This is a genomic window from Dyella sp. A6 (genome assembly GCF_036320485.1).
GTDB classification, from domain to species: Bacteria; Pseudomonadota; Gammaproteobacteria; order Xanthomonadales; family Rhodanobacteraceae; genus Rhodanobacter_A; species Rhodanobacter_A aluminiiresistens.
This window is the reverse complement of record NZ_CP132911.1, coordinates 3,689,375-3,707,011: the sequence shown is the minus strand read 5'-3', so window position 1 is coordinate 3,707,011 and position 17,637 is coordinate 3,689,375. Positions and strand designations below refer to the sequence as shown.

Below are 17,637 nucleotides of genomic sequence, written 5' to 3'. Positions count from 1 at the left end.
ATGTTCAGGCGCCGTCCTCCGCGCGCATCAGTGCGGCGGTGACGGTGGCGGCGATCATCTTCAGGAACAGCGTGCCCATGCCGGGCTGGAAGTGATCCGCGTTGGCGCTGCCCAGGGCCAGCAAGCCCAGTTCACCCAGCGGCATGATCGCGGCGGACTGCACGTCGTCGGCCTCGTCGCCGAACAGGCGTTTCAGCCGCTCGGGCGCCAGGCGGCCGGTGATCGGTTCGTGGTGGGCCAGGAAGTCCGAGAACTCGGGCAGTGCGGCGCGACCCCGATCCATCACCATCAACCAGTGGGCCGGCGGCAGGTCGAGCCGGTTGCTGAACAGCACCAGCCGGACATGGTCGATATGGAAATCGGCGTCGAGCCGGTTGATCACGCTGCGCGCCGCGATCGCGGGCGTATTGGCTCGCAGCATGGTCACGTTGAGTTCGTGCACCCGCTGCATCAGCTTTTCGTTGTCGGCCGCGATCGACATCAGCTCGGCCAGACGACGCTCCAGTTCGGCGGTCTTCTCGCGCAGGTGATGCAGCTGGTAGCTGGCCAGCGAAGCCACCGCACCCTGTTCGCGCGGTACCGTAAGGTGCCGGGCCAGTTCCGGATAGTGGCTCAGGAACTGCGGATGCCGCTTGAGATAGGCGGCCACATCGCTTGCCTTAAGGTGGTCGTCGAGCTGGGTTTCGGTCATGCGCGGGATCCTCGGACAACGGTGAGCGCCGTATGCTTGCCCCCGAGTGTGCGATGGTCGGCGCCGCGCTTCAATCCATCGATGCGGACGCCAGCCATTCGCCGTCGAATACGAAGGCGGCCGGTCCGGTCATCCACAAGGTGTGGCCGGGGCCGGACCAGTCGATCTGCAGGCTGCCGCCGGGCAGCGCCACTTGCACGCTTGCATCCACCGCACCGCGGCGGCGCAGCACCGCCATGGCGGCGCAGGCACCGGTGCCGCAGGCCTGGGTCCAGCCGGCACCGCGTTCGTGCACGCGCAGCTGCAGGTGTTGCCGGTCCAGCTTCCGCACGAAGCCGGCATTGGCGCCGTCGGCGAAACGGGGGTGCGCGGTGATGGCCGGGCCCAGCTCCAGCAGTGCGGGCGACGCGAGGTCGTCGACCAGCATCACGGCATGCGGGTTACCCATCGAGACCACGCCGACATCGACGCTGCCGCCGGCGACGGCGAGTGGGTAGCTATCGGCTTCGTGCGCCGCATCGAACGGAATCTGCGCCGTCGCGAAGCGCGGTTCGCCCATGTCCACCGCCACCCGGTCGGCGGCCAGCAGGCGGATGGCGACCGCGCCCGAGGGGCTTTCCACCCGGAACGTTTCACCGATCGCCAGCTCGCCGGCCCGGTGCAGCCATGCCGCCACGCAACGCACGCCGTTGCCACACTGTCCGGAGGGCGAGCCGTCGGCATTCCAGATGCCGTAATAGAAAGCGCAGGACGGATCGCGCGGCGGTTCGACACTCAGCAACTGGTCGAAGCCGACGCCGGTATGGCGGTCGGCCATCGCACGGATCGTCGATACCGGCAGGGCGGGATCGGCGTGGCGGCCGTCCAGCACCACGAAGTCGTTGCCGATGCCATGCATCTTGGTGAAGCGCAGTGCCATGAGCTTGCCTGGGTCAGTCGCCGCTGACCGGCGACGACGTGCCGGCCGTAGCCGGCAAGGTTGCAGTCGACGCCGCTGCCGGCAGGGTCGCCGAGGCGGCGGCCGCCGGTGCCGAGGAAGTGACGGCTGGCGCGGCCGGTGCCGGGCGGGTTGGCAGGTACAGCGGCCCCTTGTTGCCGCAGCCGGCGAGGGCGGCGGTGGCAAGGCAGAACGGCAGCAGCAGGACAGATCGGCGCATGGGCAGGGACTTCCGCGGAATTCGCACGCAGTATAGCCAAGCGGGCAGCGCCTGCCGTGAGCCTGCACCGCTATGATCGGCATGACCCGGCGTCGTGCCCGACGGAGTGCCTGATGGACTGGAATGCGCTGCTTCGCCTGCCGGCCACGCTGTTGTTCATGCTGGCTGCGTTGACCCTGCTGCTGACCCTGTTGCAGCTGTTCGTGGTGCGTCGGCGCCTGCTCGACCGGCGTCATCTCGCTGCCGGCGGTCACGGTCTGATACTGCTGCTGGTTTTTGCGATGACGCTGCTGCTGAGCGGTCTGGGCCTGACCTTGCGTGGCTATCGCTTCCTGGGCGAAGAGCTGCCGGTCGTGCAGATCGACGCGCGCATCCTGTCGCCGCAACGCTGGCAGTTGCGGTTGACCTGGCCTGACGGTGCCACCCGCGAGGTGCGACTGACGGGCGACGACTTCCGGCTCGAGGCGGTCGTGCTCAAGTGGAAGCTGCCGGCGATGCTGGCCGGCGTGCCGCCGCTGTACCGGCTGGACCGGCTGGAAGGCCGTTATGACGATGCAGGCCAGGAAGCGCATGCGCCACGCACGGTGATCGACTTCGACCAGGCCGGCCGCTTCGACCTGCTCGATCTCCGTCGTCGCTATGCCCGCTGGCTGCCCGAAGTGGACACGGTCTATGGCAGCGGCGTGTTCCTGCCACTGGTCGACGGCGGTCATTACACGGTGGACCTGATGCGCACCGGCGCCCTGGTGGCGCGGCCCGATATGGCGACCAGGCAGAAGATCGGCATGCCGCTGGGCGGTTAGCGGGTGCCTGCTTCATCGGGCGCGGCAGTGACGAAAGCGACATTCGCGCAGGCTTTTCCGCATGCTCTGTGCAGCACATGTCATGGCTGTATATGTTTACGTTGCCCGACATGGATGCCGACAACAGCATGGACGTATCGACGTTTGGACGTCCAAACGAGTAGCCGGGACAATGCAGTGATTTTGTACTAAGGTAAAAGCGCACGGCATCGTTCAGGTGAATTTTCCCTGCGGCGTCGTGCGGGTTTGCGCGTGAGTCGGCGGGTCCATGGCTGGTGGCCATGACATGAGTGCCGTATGTCGCGCAGGCTGCGCGGGTCCCCTACGTCCCGTGCCGTGTTTTGATCGCGACCATGCGCATGCCCTTCGGGCATGGCGATCCTCATCCATGCCGTTCGTCCGGGCTTCTGGCCCGGCCTGTCCGTTGCGCCATGGCGCCTACGGACCCATGTCCGCGCATTCCGGATGGGTGTGCGGATGACGGAACCGAATAGGGGTACCGCATGATCGAGTTCAAGGGAAAACGCATCCACACCGCCATCTTCGATATGGACGGCACGATGTTCGATACCGAACGCCTGCGCTTCGAGACCATTCGCCAGGCGTCCATAGAAATCTACGGCACGCCGATACGGGACGAGACGCTGATGGGCTCGCTCGGTCTCAGCGCCGTGCGTGCGGAGGCGCTTGCCAGGGAACAGAACGGCGACGATTTTCCGTACAAGGCGATCCGCAAGCGTGCCGACGAACTGGAGCTGGCGCATGTGCGCAAACACGGCGTACCGGTGAAGCACGGCTTGATGGAGGTACTGGAGCGCCTGCGTCGCAGCGGTCTTTCGATGGCCGTGGCCACGTCCAGCCGCCGGGCCATCGCCGAGGAATACCTGATCAACGCCAACGTGCTGAAGTATTTCGACATCACCGTCTGCGGCGACGAAGTGAAACGCGGCAAGCCGCACCCGGACATCTTCCTGCGCGCGGCGCGCGAGCTGAACAACCCGCCGGCCAGCTGCCTGATCATGGAAGACTCGGAGAACGGCCTGCTGGCAGCTTCCGAGGCTGGTGGACTGCCGATCCTGATCAAGGACATCAAGGCGCCACGCGAGGATGTCCGGCGCAAGGCATTCCAGTCGTACGACTCGATGCTGGATTTCCTGGACGAGCTTTCTGCCTGTACGCCGCTGCTGCCGCCGCCGCGCCTGACCGAACCGCTTCCCACCACGCTCAACCACACTCGCGTGGGCATCCATGGCTTCGGTGCGATGGGCGGCGGCTATCTCACCCAGATCCTGTCGCATTGGGACGGCTACACGCGGCCGAAGGAAATCATCGCGACCACCGGCAATGCGGTGCTGCGCGAACTGGTCAACGCCTTCGGCAAATTCAGCACGCGCTATGCCACGCCGGCCTTCGACCAGACCATCGAACACATCCGTCTGATCGACATCGAGGATCACGAGGCGGTGCGCAGCATGTACGCGACCGCCGAGATCGTGGGCTTGTGCCTGCCCGAGCACGCGGTGCGCCAGCAGGCACCGCTGATCGCCAGCGGACTGCTGGCGCGGCACGAGCGCAACGGAAAGGAGCTGGTCGTGCTCACCGTGCTGAACAAGATCGCCGGCAGCCGTTTCGTGCGCAAATGCGTGCAGGAGGCGTTAGCCGAACAGGTGACGCCGGAGCTGTGCGAGGAGATCATGCGCAAGACGCAGTTCCCGGAAACGGTGGTCAACCGCATCGTGTCCAAACTGCCCAGGGAAAACCTGCTGCGCCAGGCGCGCATCAAGCTGGGTGTCTTCGAGAAACACGTGCGCGCGGGCAAGCGGCGTGCGCAGGCCGTCGCGGTGAAGGACGTGGAGAACGGCGTCCCGTCGCAGCTCGCGCAGTATGCCGAGAAGTTCAGGCAGGCTTCGATCACCGCCAACGCGCTTGGACATCTCAATCTCATCCTGTTCCACAGCGAGCCGGACATGCTGCTGTATGCCGAACGCTGCAGCCCCCTGCTGACGCGGCTGCGACAGGTCAAGACGGTCGAGGACATCGGCCAGATCCAGACCATCAAGAACCGTCTCTGGAACGGCACCCACGCGATCGTCGCCTGGTATGCCTACCTGCTTGGCTACCAGACCCTGGGCCAGGGCATGGGCGACGAACGCGTGGCGGCGCTGATGGACAGCCTGATCAAGCACGAGATCGAGCCGGCGATGCTGCGCGAGAACCCGGCGATCGAGCCGGACGTATCGCCCTTCATCCAGACCTTCATCGCACGCTGCAAGACCTCGTATCGCGATCCGTGCGTGCGGGTCGGACGCGATCCGCTGCGCAAGCTGCAGCGCAAGGAGCGGGTGTTCGGCAACATCGAACTGGCCCGCAAGCACGGCCTGCGCAGCGATGCACTGGAGTTCGGCGCGGCGCTGGGCATGCTTTACGCGATCCGCGTGGGGGCCCCGGTCGGCAAGGAAAGCCAAATCATCCGCGACGTGTACGCCCGACGCGAATCGGTGGCCGACGTGCTGGCCTTTGAGGGCAGCTACAACGGGCAGCCTTATCCGGGCCTGGACCGGGCGGCCGATGCCGCGCTGATCGAGCGCATCGCCGGGCACTTCCGGCGTCTGCTCGATCCGGACAGCGATCACTGGAGCTGGCCGCTGCGTTACCTGGACACGCCGCAGGAGGCTCTGCTGCCGGCCTAGATCTGCAGCGGCTTGCCGTAGCGCCAACCGTCGGTGCCGTCCTCGTAGTAGCCGGGCAACGGGCCCAGCCGGTGATAGCCATGGCGCTCGTACAGGCGGATCGCGTCGGTGTTCCCGGCGCGCACTTCCAGCCGCACTTCGCGGCAGTGCCGCCGACGGGCCGCGGTTTCGGCGGCGCCCAGCAGTGCCGTGCCCACGCCCCTGCCGCGCGCTTCGTCCCGGCTGGCGATGGAGTACAGCCGGGCCACACGGCTGCCGCGGCGGAAGAACACCACGGCGCAGCCGAGCAGATGGCGGTGGTCGGCCATGGCCACCAGCACCAGGGCGCTGTCGCTGTCGAGATGGCGCCGGTACTGGGTGCGACTCAGGCGGTCGCTGTCGAAGGTGGTCTGTTCCAGTGCGACGAGGTCGTCGAGATCGGTGATATCGGCGCGACGTATGCGTACGGCGGCCGTGGCTGGCATGGGCGGCATCGGGAATCCTGGGCGATGCGGTGTCGACGGAACCGGTCGACGGGATCGCGAGACTGTAGTGGTCCGGTACCGGACCGACAATCGCCTCGACACCGTCGTTTAATCCCGCTTAAGCAGGTGCTCTTGTCTGCCCGCCGGGCTGGGCACACACTGCGCGCCACGGTCGTGTCCCTGCATGGCCTTTTGCCGCCCAAGAGTGTGACATGACCCGTCTCGTCGTCGTTGTCGAGAAAGCTTCCGACTGGGGTTCCTACTATCCGTCCGTGGACGTGGTGAGCGCGATGGACTATCTGCGCGAACCGGCCGGTGGCGGCGAGGAGCGCACCCACGTCATCAACCTGTGCCGCAGCTACAGGTATCTGGGCGCGGGCTATTACGTGTCGCTGCTGGCGGAAGCGCGCGGCCACCGGGTGATGCCCTCGGTGCGCACGGTGAACGACCTGCGCCGCCGCTCGCTGTACGGCCTGGACATCGACGACCTCAACCAGAAGCTCACCCACTTCCTGCCCGCCGGCGGTCGCGACACCACCGACTTCGGCATCCTGGTCTATTTCGGCGAGACCGCCTATCCCGCGCTGCAGGACCTGGCGCGGCAGGTGTTCGAGATGTTCCCGTGCCCGCTGCTGCGCATCGAATTCGAGCGCGAGCGGGTGTGGCAGGTGGCTTCGATCCGGCCGGTGGGTCTGCACACGCTGGACGACGCGCAGGAAGACGCCTTCGCCACCGCGCTCGACCGTTTCTCGCGCAAGCTCTGGCGCAAACCGCGCACGCGCAGGCGCTACCGCTACGACGTGGCCATGCTGGTGGACCCCAACGAGGCGATGCCGCCGTCGAACAAGAAGGCGCTGAAGTCGTTCATCGCGGCGGGCAAGGAGCTGGGCATCGAGGTCGATCCGATCGGCAAGAACGACTACCAGCGGCTGGCCGAGTACGACGGCCTGTTCATCCGCGAAACCACCGCCAGCGACAACCACACCTACCGCTTCGCCCATCGCGCCGAGAAGGAAGGCATGGTGGTGATGGACGACCCCACCTCAATCCTGCGCTGCACGAACAAGATCTTCCTCAACGACCTGATGGTGGCGCGCAAGCTGGCGGTGCCGCGCACCGAGATCCTGTACCGGGACGACAGCAAGGGCACGCGGGACGTGGTCGAGCGGCTCGGCTTCCCGCTGGTGCTGAAGATTCCCGACGGCTCGTTCTCGCGCGGTGTGGTGAAGGTGGAGAACGAAGCGGCGCTGATGCGCTCGGCCGGCGAACTGTTCCAGCACAGCGCCCTGCTGCTGGCACAGGAGTTCGTCTACACCGAGTTCGACTGGCGCATCGGCGTGCTCAACCGCGAGCCGCTGTACGCCTGCAAGTACCACATGTCGCGCGGCCACTGGCAGATCTACAACCACGGCGCCAAGGGCACGGCCAAGTCGGGTGGCTTCGAGACCATCCCGGTGCGCGACGCGCCGTCCGAAGTGGTGAAGCTGGCGCTGAAGGCCACCACGGCGATCGGCGACGGGCTCTATGGCGTGGATCTGAAACAGGTCAACGGCAAGCCGGTGGTGATCGAGGTGAACGACAACCCGTCGATCGACGCCGGCGTGGAGGACGTCTACCTGGGCGAGGATCTCTACCGCCGCATCATGCAGGAGTTCCTGCGTCGGATGGAGCACAAGCGACTGGGCATCAGTCGCTGACCGGGCCACCGTCCGTGGTGGTCCGGCCCGCTGCGTTCCTTCGCATGACCGCGGCGATGACGGGGCAGACGTCGTCGCGGCCGGTTCCATGCGCGACCGTCCCGGTCGCGGTACCCACTGCCAGATGGATACGGTGGACGATGCGGCGGTAACCGCACCGCGATGTCGGGGTGTCAGCGCCAGCCGTGATGTGCGCTTCGCGGGCGTCGGCGCGAGCGGCCCAGCAGGCGCATCGGCAGGGCCGGCTCCAGCACCAGCAGCATGGCCAGCGGCGCACCCAGCAACCACAGCATCGGCGCCCAGCCCAGCAGCGCGGTGTGCGCCGGAACCAGGGTGGTCAACAGCAGCACGACGCCGATCGCCAGCCACGAAAGGGCGATGGCGAGCAGGTGGAAACGACGGGCGGGATCGATCGCAGTCGGGCGCATGGACAAGGTTCCTCGATGACGTGGCGACAGCCTGCCGGCTCGCCATCTCACGGACTGCGACTTCATGCGCAGGCGGTTTCCGGGCCGGCAAAGCGATGCGGCTCTGCCCGTACAATGCGTGGCCAGAACAGGAGCGAATCCATGACGCAAACCTCGCGCTACGCCGTTTTCGGTCACCCGATCAGTCACTCGAAGTCGCCGCGCATCCATCAGTTGTTCGCCGAACAGTTCGGTATCGCGCTGAGCTACGGCACCATCGACGCCGCCCCGGATGCGTTCGCCGATGCGGTGCGGCGGTTCTTCCACGACGACGGCGGACATGCGGCCAACGTCACCCTGCCGCACAAGGCCGCCGCCTTCGCACTGGCCGACGAACGCAGCCAGGCTGCCGTGCGTGCCGGCAGCGCCAATGTGCTGACCCGGCTGGACGACGGCCGCCTGGCCGCGCACAACACCGACGGTGCGGGACTGGTGCGCGACCTGACCGAGCGCCACGGCGTGGACCTGCGCGACCGCGACATGCTGTTGCTGGGCGCCGGTGGCGCGGCGCGCGGCGTGGCGTGGTCGTTCCTGGACGCGGGCGTGGCCTCGCTCACCATCGTCAACCGCACCGCGGCCACGGCCGACGCACTGGCCGACGCGATCGGCGAGCCGGCCCGGGTACGTACCCGCTACTGGGAAGACCTGGGCGGCATCGGCAGCTTCGACCTGATCGTCAATGCCACCTCGGCCGGTGTGCTGCAACAGTCGCTGGGCCTGCCGATGGCCTTGGTCGGTGCGCGTGCGGTCTGCTACGACATGGCCTATGGCACGGCCGCGATTCCGTTCCTAAGCTGGGCCGAGGCGGCGGGCGCGTACCGCGCCTACGACGGCCTGGGCATGCTGGTGGAGACGGCGGCCGATGCGTTCGAGCTGTGGCACGGCCGGCGCCCCGAAACCGAGCCGGTGTACCGGGCACTGCGCTGACCGGCGCCGGCTACTGCCTGCGGCACGGCCGGCAGGCGTTCCCCGCTGCTTTGGGATTCGGCGCGTTTATTTGGCGCGTTTAAAAGGAACCCGTGCTAGCGTCCGGCCTACAGGGGGATGGCCAGACATGAGGGGAAGCCGCATGTTGCGTATAGGGATTTTCGGTCGAGCCGTGGCGGTTGCCGGGCTCGCATGCTTAGTCTGCAGTGCCTTCGCCACCGGCAGTGGGGACAGTCCGGTCGGTTCGTCCAACGTCACCACGGCCGATCCGGCCGTGCCGCGTCCACCAGGTACGCCCTGTGTGGTGCAGTTGTTCCAGAACGACACGTTCAACGATTTCGGCACCCGACCCTTCAGCTATACGCCTCCCGCAGGATGCGGCACGCACTGGTCCAAGGTGGTGCTGGAGGGCGATTTCTCGGTAACAGCCGGCCGCCAGTTCGACCGCACCGCATCGATCTGGCTGGGTGGCGTGAACCTGTATTTCGGCACCACCGAGGAGCCGTCCTCGACGGTGGCGCCAAGCTGGCACGTGGAACGTGACCTGACCGATTACAGCGCGTTGTTCCGCAATGCGGGCCAGGGCCAGGCGATCCTGGCGAACCTGGTCAACAGCACCTATACCGGTGTCATCCACGGCAGCGCCAGGCTGCTGTTCTATCCGGCCTCGATCGTGGCGCCGGCCGGCCAGGTGCCGGATGCGGTCTATCCATTGGGCAGCGACCCGGTGGGCAGCACCACCGCGCTCAACACCTCGAGCAGCCAGCTGGCCAAGACGCTGACCCTGCCGCGCAACGTCGAGCGGGCCTACCTGGACGTGTTCGCGCAAAGCCAGAACGCCGATGAGTTCTGGTACACCTGCGTGCCCGACCAGTACGCCAACGAAGTGCAGGAATGCGGCGGCGGCAATTTCCGCGAAGCCGAAGTCAGCATCGACGGCCAGCCAGCCGGGGTGGCGCCGATCTATCCGTGGATCTACACCGGCGGCATCGACCCCTACCTGTGGCGACCGGTGACCGGTGTGCAGACGCTGAACTTCATGCCCTACCGGGTCGACCTCACGCCGTTCGCCGGCATCCTGAGCGATGGCGCGCCGCATACCGTGGCGGTGAGCGTGGCCGGCGCGGCCCATTATTTCTCGGCCACCGCCAGCCTGCTGGTCTACCTCGACCCGCATGCGACGCAGGTCACCGGCGGCGTCACCCGCAATACGCTGGTCGGTCAGGCACCCACACCGACCATCGGCGATACCCTGAAAACCGACAAGAGCGGCAACGTCAGCGGCAACATCACCACCAAGCTCAGTCGCCACTTCGTGATCGAGGGTTATGTCGACACCTCGCACGGCCGCGTCGACACCACGGTGGACCAGACCGTCGGCTTCGCCGATACCCAGGGCTTCACCATCAACGGCACCACCTACCGTCAGGTGGTTAACCAGCTGACTTCGATGGATGGCAGCAGCACCAGCCGTATCGGCCAATTCGTCACCAACCGCTTCCGCGAGCAGCTGCGCTATCCGCTGTATCTGGATTATGACCAGGTGGTGGCCAGCGACGGCAGCATCGGCGTGACCACCACGGTCAGCCAGGGCTATCGCCAGCATACGATCCAGCAGTTGGCGGGAATCACGCTGTACACCGCCTCGGTGGACAACACGGTGAAAAGTGCCGATACGCTGGATTTCGATGCCAACTTCAATTACACCGGCCATTCCGGCCAGGCCAGCACCCAGGCGTTCGCGTTCCACGATTCGCTGGGCAGCTGCTACCGCGCCAGCGTCGCTTCGGCGGGCGGTGTGGTCACGGCCTACAACAGTGGCAGGGGTTGCCCCGACGGAATCAACCACGTGCTGTGGTTCACCCATCCGGACGGTTCGCCGAGCTTCGGCCGCAGCCTGCTGGACTGGTAACGCAGCGGACCGCTGACGGACCCGGCCCGGTGTCGCGCATGACGCCGGGTCGTTCCTTGGCAGGTGTTGAAGCGGGCGGCGGGTCCGGCGCTCAGCCGGCGCCGAGGTATTCGTCCTTCACGCGCACATAGTGGTCAGCGGAGTAACGCAGCTGTTCGACCTGGACGTCGCTGAGCAGGCGCACGCACTTCGCCGGGTTGCCCAGCCACAGCTCGCGTTCGCCCACGACCTTGCCCGGCGGGATCACCGCGCCGGCGCCGACGAAGCCGTAGTCGCCGATCACCGCGCCGTCGAGCACGGTGGCATGCATGCCGATCAGGGCGTAGTCACCGATGCTGCAGGCATGTACCACGGCGGCATGGCCGACGGTGACTCCCTCGCCGATCAGGCAGGGAAAGCCCGGACCGTAGGGACCGGCATGGGCCACGTGGACGATCGCACCGTCCTGGATATTGGTCTTCGCGCCGACGCGGATGTGGTTGACGTCGCCGCGCAGCACGGCGCCGGGCCAGATCGATACGTCGTCGCCCAGCACCACGTCCCCGATCACGCTGGCGGCGGGATCGACATAGACGCGCTGGCCGAGGGTGGGCGCGATGCCCTTGTAACTGCGTAAGGTATGCATGAGCGCATTGTAGGGCGGGTGACGGATGGGCGCTGCGGCCTCAGCGGGTGCCGGCGAGTACCCGCTGCGCTTCGCGGTAACCCGCGTCCACCGCGTGGCTCCAGTCCTTCCAGTCGAGCAGGCCGGTGTGCTCGAGCAGCGGCGTGATCAACAGGTCGGCAAGGGCATGGCAGCCGGCGCTGATCTCCTCGCTGTTGATCATCGCCGCGCGGGTCAGCGTGGGTACCAGCCAGGGCCAGTCGCGCTCGTCGTGCCGGTGTGCCAGCAGGTTCCACCATGGTGGCGTGGTGCTGGCATCCAGGCGTGTGCGCATGCGCACGTCGGCGCGGATGCTGACCGCGGTGATGTGCGCGATGCCGTCGTCGGCCATCACGTCGGTGGGCAGGTTGTCGACCAGGGCGCCGTCCACATAGACGTCGCCGTGGTGAAGCACCGGCGGCAAGATGCCGGGTATCGCGCTGGATGCGCGCAGCCATTGCCACAGCGGTCCGCGCCGGTGCACCGCGCGTCCTTCGCGGGTGAGGTTTGTGGAGACGCAGAAGAACGGATGCCGCATGTCTTCGATGTCGATCTCGCCGAAGGCGCGCCGCAGGATCGCCGACGCGCGCCCGCCCCGGGTCAGCGCCACCAGCGGCAGGGTCCAGTCGGACACCGGCCGGCCACGCACGAACGCCTCGTGGTAGCGGTCCATCATGGTTTCGGTGTCCCAGTGCAGTGCCACGCCGGCGCCGACGATCGCGCCGATGCTGGTGCCGCCGACCGCATCGAAGCGGTAACCGGCTTCGCGCAGCGCCCGCACCGCACCCAGGTGGGCGAGGCCGCGTGCGCCGCCGCCGGAAAGCACCAGGCCGCGGCCGTGTCCGCTGACCAGTCTGGCCATGCGCGCGACGTCGTCGTCGTTGCAGATGTGGTGGTGCTGCAGCTCGCCGCTGAACTGCGCGAGCCAGCGGCGTGCCGCCCCTGCCGTCACATGCTGGCCGGGGTGCAGCAGGAGCAGGTGACGCGGGCGATGCCGGGCCCGCGACGGATGACCTGGTGTCGCCTCGGGCCAGGGGTGCGCGCTGCATTCGGCGCGGGCCGGCAACAGCAGCACATCGGCCTGGCGCAGGCAGCGTTGCCGCCAGGCCGGATCGCCGCGGTCGTCCAGGTAAATGACGAAGCGCATGGCGGCTTCGCGTTCGGCGAACCAGTCGACACCGTGGCCGGCGGCGGTGGCCGCGTCGATCAGCGCGCATGAGCCGTAGGGCGCGAGCGCCTGTACCAGCCTGGCCGCCAGCGGGCGTGCCGGCGTATCCGCATCCACCGGCAGGATGGCGAACGTGCGCGGCCGGTCGGTCGCCACGTTGCGGCGATCGGGATACAGCAGACGCTCGACCGCGTGCCGCGCTACCCCGAGCATCGGGCCGGGGTGATGTTCGAGCAGGCTTTCGAAGGCGGCGCGGTCCAGCCGCAGCAGTTCCGAGTCGCGTAGGGCGCGCAGCGTGTAGCGGTGCGGCCGCCGGCTGAGCAGGCCCAGTTCGCCTACGCACTCGCCGGCCACCACCTGATGCACCCGCACGGTAGGGCCGTCGAACACGCCGAGGCTGCCGCTGCAAAGCAGGTACAGCGCATCCGACGGCTCGCCGGGACGGAACAGCGACTGTCCGCCGGGCAGGCATAACCAGCACAGGTGCTGTGTCAGCGCGTCGCGCTGCGCGTCGTCCAGATGCGCAAACATCGGCGTGCGGGCGATCATTCCGGCGAAATGCGCGGGAAACATGAGCATCGATGTTACGCCCGCGCCGCGCGGTTGCGACAGCAGTGCCCTGCGTTGTCATCTTGCCGAGCTTGATTTCGCCGGTCGCCGTCGCCACGCTGCGGGCTTGAAAGGAGCCTCCATGAGCCAAGCAAACCCTCTGCTCGCCGACGACACCCTGCCGGCGTTCTCGCACATCCGCCCGGAACAGGTCGAACCGGCGATCGATACCCTCCTGGCCGATTACCGTGCCGGCATCGATGCATTGACCGCCCCGGATGCAGCGCGCGATTTCGACCACGTGATGCTGACCCAGGAGCGTCTGGAGCAGCGCCTGGCGCGCGCCTGGGCGCCGGTGTCGCACCTGCATTCGGTCGCCGACAGCGAAGCCCTGCGCAAGGTCTACGGTCCGGCCGAGGAAAAGCTCACCGACCATGCCATCGAGCTGGGCCAGAACCGCGACCTCTACGCGGCGGTGCAGGCGCTGGCCGATGCCGCGGACTTCGACCGCCTGCCGCGCGCCCGGCGGGCACTGGTCGAACATGCGCTGCGTGACTTCAAGCTTTCCGGCGTGGCGCTGGAAGAACCGGCCCGTTCGCGTTTCCGCGAGATCGGCGTGGCGCTTTCCAAGCTTTCCACCGAGTTCTCCAACGCGGTGCTCGATGCCACCGACGCCTGGCACCAACACATCACCGACGAGCGCGACCTTGCCGGCATTCCCGAATCCGGCCGCGCCGTGCTGCGCCAGTATGCGAAGGAACAGGACCTGGAGGGTTACCTGGTCACCCTGAAGCAGCCCAGCGTGCAGGCAGTGCTGACCTATGCCGACGACCGTAAACTGCGCGAGCGCGTGTACTGGGCCTACCAGACCCGCGCTTCCGACCAGGGACCGGATGCCGGCAAGTACGACAACTCCGCGCGCATCGAGCAGATCATGGCGCTGCGCCACGAAGCCGCCCAGCTGCTCGGCTTCGCCAATGCGGCCGAGGAATCGCTGGCAACCAAGATGGCCGGCTCGCCCGACGAGGTGCTGGGTTTCCTGCGCGACCTCGCTGCCCGTGCGCGTCCGGTGGCGCGCCGCGAACTGGCCACGCTGCGCGAGTTCGCACAGCAGGAGCTGAAGCTCGACAACCTGGAATCGTGGGACGTCGGCTACGCCTCGGAAAAACTGCGTCAGCGCCAATACGCGCTCGACGAGGAACAGCTCAAGCCCTATTTCCCGCTGCCGGCGGTGATCGACGGGCTGTGGGCGATCACCCAGCGGCTCTACGGCATCACCCTCGCTCCGCGCGAGGATGTCGACGTGTGGCATCCGGACGTGCGCTATTACGACGTGAAGGATGCCGACGGCCGCGTGTTCGCCGGTGCCTATGTCGACCTGTATGCACGCAGCGGCAAGCGCGGCGGCGCCTGGATGGACGTGTGCCGCGCGCGCTTCGACGACGGCGATGCCCGGCAGCTGCCGGTGGCCTTCCTCACCTGCAACTTCGCGCCGCCCACCGACGGCAGGCCCGCCCTGCTCACCCATGACGACGTGCTGACCCTGTTCCACGAATTCGGTCACGGCCTGCACCACCTGCTCACCGAGATCGCCTTGCCGTCGATCGGCGGCATCGACGGCGTGGAGTGGGACGCGGTGGAACTGCCCAGCCAGTTCATGGAGAACTTCGGCTGGAACCGCGAGGCGCTGGACCTGTTCGCGCGGCACTGGCAGACCGGCGAAAAGCTGCCCGACGAACTGTTCCAGCGCATGCTGGCCGCCCGGCATTTCCATGCCGGTCTGTTCCTGGTACGCCAGCTCGAGTTCGCCTTGTTCGACTTCCTGCTGCACCTGGGCTACGACCCTGCCAGCGGCGCGCGTCCGATGGAGGTGCTCGAAGCCGTGCGCAACGAAGTGGCGGTGCTGCATCCGCCGGCCTGGCAGCGTTTCCCGCATGCCTTCAGCCACATCTTCGCGGGCGGCTACGCGGCGGGTTACTACAGCTATCTGTGGGCGGAGCTGCTCAGCGCCGATGCCTTCGGCGCATTCGAGGAAGCGGCGCGGGTGCGCGGCAGCGTGATCGACCACCCCACCGGCGAGCGCTTCCGCCGCGAATTCCTCTCGGTGGGCGCCAGCCGTCCGGCGCTGGAGAGCTTCGTGGCTTTCCGCGGTCGCCGGCCCGAGCCGGAAGCCTTGCTGCGCAGTCACGGCCTGGCCGGCTGAGCGGCGGCTTCACGCAGCGACCCGCCAGGCACAGGCTCACGTCCGTGAGCCTGTGACGTGGCATGCAGCGGCACATGCGGTTATCGTGACCGGGTCCAAGGGGGGCTTGGCATGAACACCGTCACACAGCTTGCGCCGGAATGGCGCGATTGGATCCGCGACAACCTGACGCGTGGCTGCGCCACGCAGTCGCTGGTCGAGGACATGGTGCGCAACCATTTCGATCCGGTCTTCGCCGCGGCCAGCGTGCAGGACATGCTGGCCGGCATGCGCCAGCCGGCACCCGCACACGATGCCGTCGCGGCCGTGCAGCGGGATGCCTATGCCTACGAGGCACCGCGGCTGGCGGCGGGCAACCGCATCCACGCGGCCGACCGCGTGGTGGACGTGGCGATGCGGCTGGAACGGCCGATGGTCGCGGTGCTGGAGAACCTGCTCGACGACGGCGAGTGCGACGAGCTGATCCGGCGCGCCGCCGCCAAGCTCCGTCGCTCCACCATCGTCGACCCGGTCACCGGCAAGCACGAAACCATTGCCGACCGCAGCAGCGAGGGCACCTTCTTCCCGATCAATGCCGACGATTTCATCGCCCGGCTGGATGCGCGTATCGCCGCCCTGATGAACCTGCCGGTGGAAAACGGCGAGGGTCTGCAGGTGCTGCACTATGGCCCGGGCGGCGAATACAAGCCGCACTACGACTACTTTCCGCCGAACGATCCGGGCAGCGTCGCGCAGATGACGCTGGGCGGCCAGCGCGTGTCGACCCTGGTGATGTATCTCAACGAGGTGGACGAGGGCGGCGCCACGGTGTTTCCGGAACTGGGCCTGTCGGTGGTGCCGAAGAAGGGCGCAGCGGTCTATTTCGAGTACGCCAACAGCCACGGCCAGCTCGACCACCGCACCCTGCATGCAGGCGCGCCGGTGCTGCGCGGCGAGAAGTGGATCGTCACCAAGTGGATGCGGCAGCGCCGCTACGGCATGGCGTGAGCGGTCGGGCCCTGTCCCGTCGGCGATGCCGGCGGGACAGGGCAGTGCATCGCCATGCGGGGCTCAGCCCTGGGCCTGGTCGGCATCGACGTGGTAGCGCGTGGCCAGTTCGATTTCCTGCTTCGAGCCGAGGAACACCGGCACACGCTGATGCAGCGCGGTGGGCTGTACCTCGAGGATGCGCGAGCGGCCGGTGGTGGCCGCGCCGCCGGCCTGTTCCACGATGAAGGCCATCGGGTTGGCCTCGTACATCAGGCGCAGTTTGCCGGTACCGCCCTTGGCCGCGATCTTGGCGTCCATCGGGTAGAAGAACACGCCGCCGCGGGTGAGGATGCGGTGCACGTCGGCCACCATCGAGGCCACCCAGCGCATGTTGAAGTCCTTGCCGCGCGGGCCGTCCTTGCCGGCCAGCATTTCGCCGACATAGCGCTGCATCGGCGCTTCCCAGTGGCGCTGGTTCGACATGTTGATGGCGAACTCGGCGGTGGCCTCGGGGATGCGTATGTCGCGCCGGCTCAGCACGAAGCTGCCCACTTCGCGGTCCAGCGTAAATTCGTGGGTGCCGTGGCCGAAGGTCAGCACCAGCACGGTGGACGGGCCATACACCACATAACCGGCGGCAAGCTGGGTGGTGCCCGGCTGCAGGAAGTGCTCGACGCGCGGTTCGGTCACGTCGTCGGGGCAGCGCAGCACCGAGAAAATGGTGCCCACCGAGATGTTCACATCGATGTTGGAGCTGCCGTCCAGCGGATCAAACAGCAGCAGGTGCTGGCCCTTCGGATACATGTCCGGGATCGGCTGCGGGTCTTCCATTTCCTCCGACGCGCAGGCGGCGAGATGGCCGCCCCAGGCATTTGCCTCCAGCAGGATCTCGTTGGAGATCACGTCGAGCTTCTTCTGTGCCTCGCCCTGCACGTTGTCGCTGCCGGCCTCGCCCAGCACGCCACCCAGCGCACCCTTGCCGATCGCCACCGAAATGCGCTTGCAGGCGCGCGCCACCACCTCGATCAGCAGGGAAAGCTCGGGGTTCATATGACCGGCGCGGCGTTCCTCGATCAGGAACTGGATCAGCGAGATCGGCTTCATGTCGAATCCATGGCGGGGAAACGCACATTGTCCCGGCTCCGGCTCTCCGGCGCCAGCGTCCGCCCTGCTGCTGACAGCACGTTGGCAGCAGCAGGCACGCATGCTGTGTCGTATCGCGAGGCGCCGGACCGTCGTAATGGCGGGCGCTGCTTCCGGCCTGCGGAAGCGGCGGCGGCCTGCGGGGTTTTCACGA

15 protein-coding genes are annotated in these 17,637 nt (G+C 67.3%); 7 read left to right on the top strand and 8 right to left on the bottom strand.

What is annotated here, in order from left to right; all coding sequences use genetic code 11:
- Positions 1–4: 4 nt before the first annotated feature.
- The 3 genes from RA164_RS16500 to lptM all read right to left on the bottom strand — a co-directional run bounded on the left by RA164_RS16500 (position 5) and on the right by lptM (position 1,848).
- Positions 5–691, bottom strand: a complete 687-nt coding sequence (locus tag RA164_RS16500; protein ID WP_329741934.1) for a DUF484 family protein — start codon at positions 689–691, stop codon at positions 5–7.
- Between the two features lie 70 nt (positions 692–761).
- Positions 762–1,610: a diaminopimelate epimerase gene (gene dapF / locus RA164_RS16495; RefSeq protein ID WP_329741933.1), complete on the bottom strand. Its 849-nt coding sequence runs from the start codon at positions 1,608–1,610 to the stop codon at positions 762–764.
- 13 nt (positions 1,611–1,623) lie between these two features.
- Positions 1,624–1,848, bottom strand: coding sequence for an LPS translocon maturation chaperone LptM (gene lptM / locus RA164_RS16490; RefSeq protein ID WP_329741932.1), 225 nt, complete (start codon positions 1,846–1,848; stop codon positions 1,624–1,626).
- 113 nt (positions 1,849–1,961) lie between these two features.
- Here lptM and RA164_RS16485 point away from each other — a divergent pair, with 113 nt between their 5' ends.
- Together RA164_RS16485 and mtlD are read left to right on the top strand one after the other, a co-directional pair.
- The gene (locus RA164_RS16485; protein WP_329741931.1) at positions 1,962–2,651 is read left to right on the top strand and encodes a hypothetical protein; all 690 of its coding nucleotides are present in this window, start codon (positions 1,962–1,964) and stop codon (positions 2,649–2,651) included.
- A 503-nt stretch (positions 2,652–3,154) separates the two neighbouring features.
- Complete coding sequence (mtlD, locus tag RA164_RS16480) at positions 3,155–5,341, top strand: bifunctional mannitol-1-phosphate dehydrogenase/phosphatase (protein WP_329741930.1); 2,187 nt, start codon at positions 3,155–3,157, stop codon at positions 5,339–5,341.
- Here mtlD and RA164_RS16475 read toward each other — a convergent pair.
- Positions 5,338–5,814 carry a GNAT family N-acetyltransferase gene (locus RA164_RS16475; protein WP_329741929.1) on the bottom strand — a complete coding sequence of 159 codons (477 nt, stop codon included), beginning with the start codon at positions 5,812–5,814 and terminating at the stop codon, positions 5,338–5,340. The two genes, mtlD and RA164_RS16475, sit on opposite strands and share 4 nt — an antisense overlap.
- A gap of 203 nt (positions 5,815–6,017) precedes the next feature.
- Here RA164_RS16475 and RA164_RS16470 point away from each other — a divergent pair, with 203 nt between their 5' ends.
- Entirely contained in the window at positions 6,018–7,502 is a 1,485-nt protein-coding gene (locus RA164_RS16470; RefSeq protein WP_329741928.1) for a RimK family protein, read from the top strand.
- Between the two features lie 173 nt (positions 7,503–7,675).
- Here the strand turns inward: RA164_RS16470 and RA164_RS16465 are convergent, their stop codons facing one another.
- The gene (locus RA164_RS16465; RefSeq protein WP_329741927.1) at positions 7,676–7,930 is read right to left on the bottom strand and encodes a hypothetical protein; all 255 of its coding nucleotides are present in this window, start codon (positions 7,928–7,930) and stop codon (positions 7,676–7,678) included.
- A 141-nt stretch (positions 7,931–8,071) separates the two neighbouring features.
- On the opposite strand from RA164_RS16465, the gene aroE reads away from it, so the two are divergent.
- The gene (gene aroE / locus RA164_RS16460; RefSeq protein ID WP_329741926.1) at positions 8,072–8,896 is read left to right on the top strand and encodes a shikimate dehydrogenase; all 825 of its coding nucleotides are present in this window, start codon (positions 8,072–8,074) and stop codon (positions 8,894–8,896) included.
- A gap of 142 nt (positions 8,897–9,038) precedes the next feature.
- Positions 9,039–10,808, top strand: a complete 1,770-nt coding sequence (locus RA164_RS16455) for a peptide-N4-asparagine amidase (RefSeq protein WP_329741925.1) — start codon at positions 9,039–9,041, stop codon at positions 10,806–10,808.
- 91 nt (positions 10,809–10,899) lie between these two features.
- Here the strand turns inward: RA164_RS16455 and RA164_RS16450 are convergent, their stop codons facing one another.
- Both RA164_RS16450 and RA164_RS16445 read right to left on the bottom strand, forming a co-directional pair.
- A complete protein-coding gene (locus RA164_RS16450) occupies positions 10,900–11,433 on the bottom strand; it encodes a gamma carbonic anhydrase family protein (protein ID WP_329741924.1) in 534 nt (177 codons plus the stop codon).
- Between the two features lie 40 nt (positions 11,434–11,473).
- Positions 11,474–13,192 carry a patatin-like phospholipase family protein gene (locus tag RA164_RS16445; protein ID WP_329741923.1) on the bottom strand — a complete coding sequence of 573 codons (1,719 nt, stop codon included), beginning with the start codon at positions 13,190–13,192 and terminating at the stop codon, positions 11,474–11,476.
- Positions 13,193–13,310: 118 nt separating this feature from the next.
- Here RA164_RS16445 and RA164_RS16440 point away from each other — a divergent pair, with 118 nt between their 5' ends.
- On the top strand, positions 13,311–15,371 hold the full coding sequence (locus tag RA164_RS16440) for a M3 family metallopeptidase (protein ID WP_329741922.1): 2,061 nt from the start codon (positions 13,311–13,313) through the stop codon (positions 15,369–15,371).
- 111 nt (positions 15,372–15,482) lie between these two features.
- Positions 15,483–16,358, top strand: coding sequence for a 2OG-Fe(II) oxygenase (locus RA164_RS16435; RefSeq protein WP_329741921.1), 876 nt, complete (start codon positions 15,483–15,485; stop codon positions 16,356–16,358).
- A gap of 63 nt (positions 16,359–16,421) precedes the next feature.
- Here the strand turns inward: RA164_RS16435 and RA164_RS16430 are convergent, their stop codons facing one another.
- Complete coding sequence (locus RA164_RS16430) at positions 16,422–17,444, bottom strand: class 1 fructose-bisphosphatase (RefSeq protein ID WP_329741920.1); 1,023 nt, start codon at positions 17,442–17,444, stop codon at positions 16,422–16,424.
- Between the last annotated feature and the right edge of the window lie 193 nt (positions 17,445–17,637).

Excerpts from the sequence above, each read along its gene's own strand:
- RA164_RS16435 (WP_329741921.1), top strand. The coding sequence starts at position 15,483 with ATGAACACCGTCACACAGCTTGCGCCGGAATGGCGCGATTGGATCCGC.
- aroE (WP_329741926.1), top strand. The coding sequence starts at position 8,072 with ATGACGCAAACCTCGCGCTACGCCGTTTTCGGTCACCCGATCAGTCAC.
- RA164_RS16440 (WP_329741922.1), top strand. The coding sequence starts at position 13,311 with ATGAGCCAAGCAAACCCTCTGCTCGCCGACGACACCCTGCCGGCGTTC.
- RA164_RS16475 (WP_329741929.1), bottom strand. The coding sequence starts at position 5,814 with ATGCCGCCCATGCCAGCCACGGCCGCCGTACGCATACGTCGCGCCGAT.
- lptM (WP_329741932.1), bottom strand. The coding sequence starts at position 1,848 with ATGCGCCGATCTGTCCTGCTGCTGCCGTTCTGCCTTGCCACCGCCGCC.
- RA164_RS16485 (WP_329741931.1), top strand. The coding sequence starts at position 1,962 with ATGGACTGGAATGCGCTGCTTCGCCTGCCGGCCACGCTGTTGTTCATG.
- dapF (WP_329741933.1), bottom strand. The coding sequence starts at position 1,610 with ATGGCACTGCGCTTCACCAAGATGCATGGCATCGGCAACGACTTCGTG.
- RA164_RS16430 (WP_329741920.1), bottom strand. The coding sequence starts at position 17,444 with ATGAAGCCGATCTCGCTGATCCAGTTCCTGATCGAGGAACGCCGCGCC.
- RA164_RS16455 (WP_329741925.1), top strand. The coding sequence starts at position 9,039 with ATGTTGCGTATAGGGATTTTCGGTCGAGCCGTGGCGGTTGCCGGGCTC.
- RA164_RS16470 (WP_329741928.1), top strand. The coding sequence starts at position 6,018 with ATGACCCGTCTCGTCGTCGTTGTCGAGAAAGCTTCCGACTGGGGTTCC.
- RA164_RS16450 (WP_329741924.1), bottom strand. The coding sequence starts at position 11,433 with ATGCATACCTTACGCAGTTACAAGGGCATCGCGCCCACCCTCGGCCAG.
- RA164_RS16500 (WP_329741934.1), bottom strand. The coding sequence starts at position 691 with ATGACCGAAACCCAGCTCGACGACCACCTTAAGGCAAGCGATGTGGCC.
- RA164_RS16465 (WP_329741927.1), bottom strand. The coding sequence starts at position 7,930 with ATGCGCCCGACTGCGATCGATCCCGCCCGTCGTTTCCACCTGCTCGCC.
- RA164_RS16445 (WP_329741923.1), bottom strand. The coding sequence starts at position 13,192 with ATGTTTCCCGCGCATTTCGCCGGAATGATCGCCCGCACGCCGATGTTT.
- mtlD (WP_329741930.1), top strand. The coding sequence starts at position 3,155 with ATGATCGAGTTCAAGGGAAAACGCATCCACACCGCCATCTTCGATATG.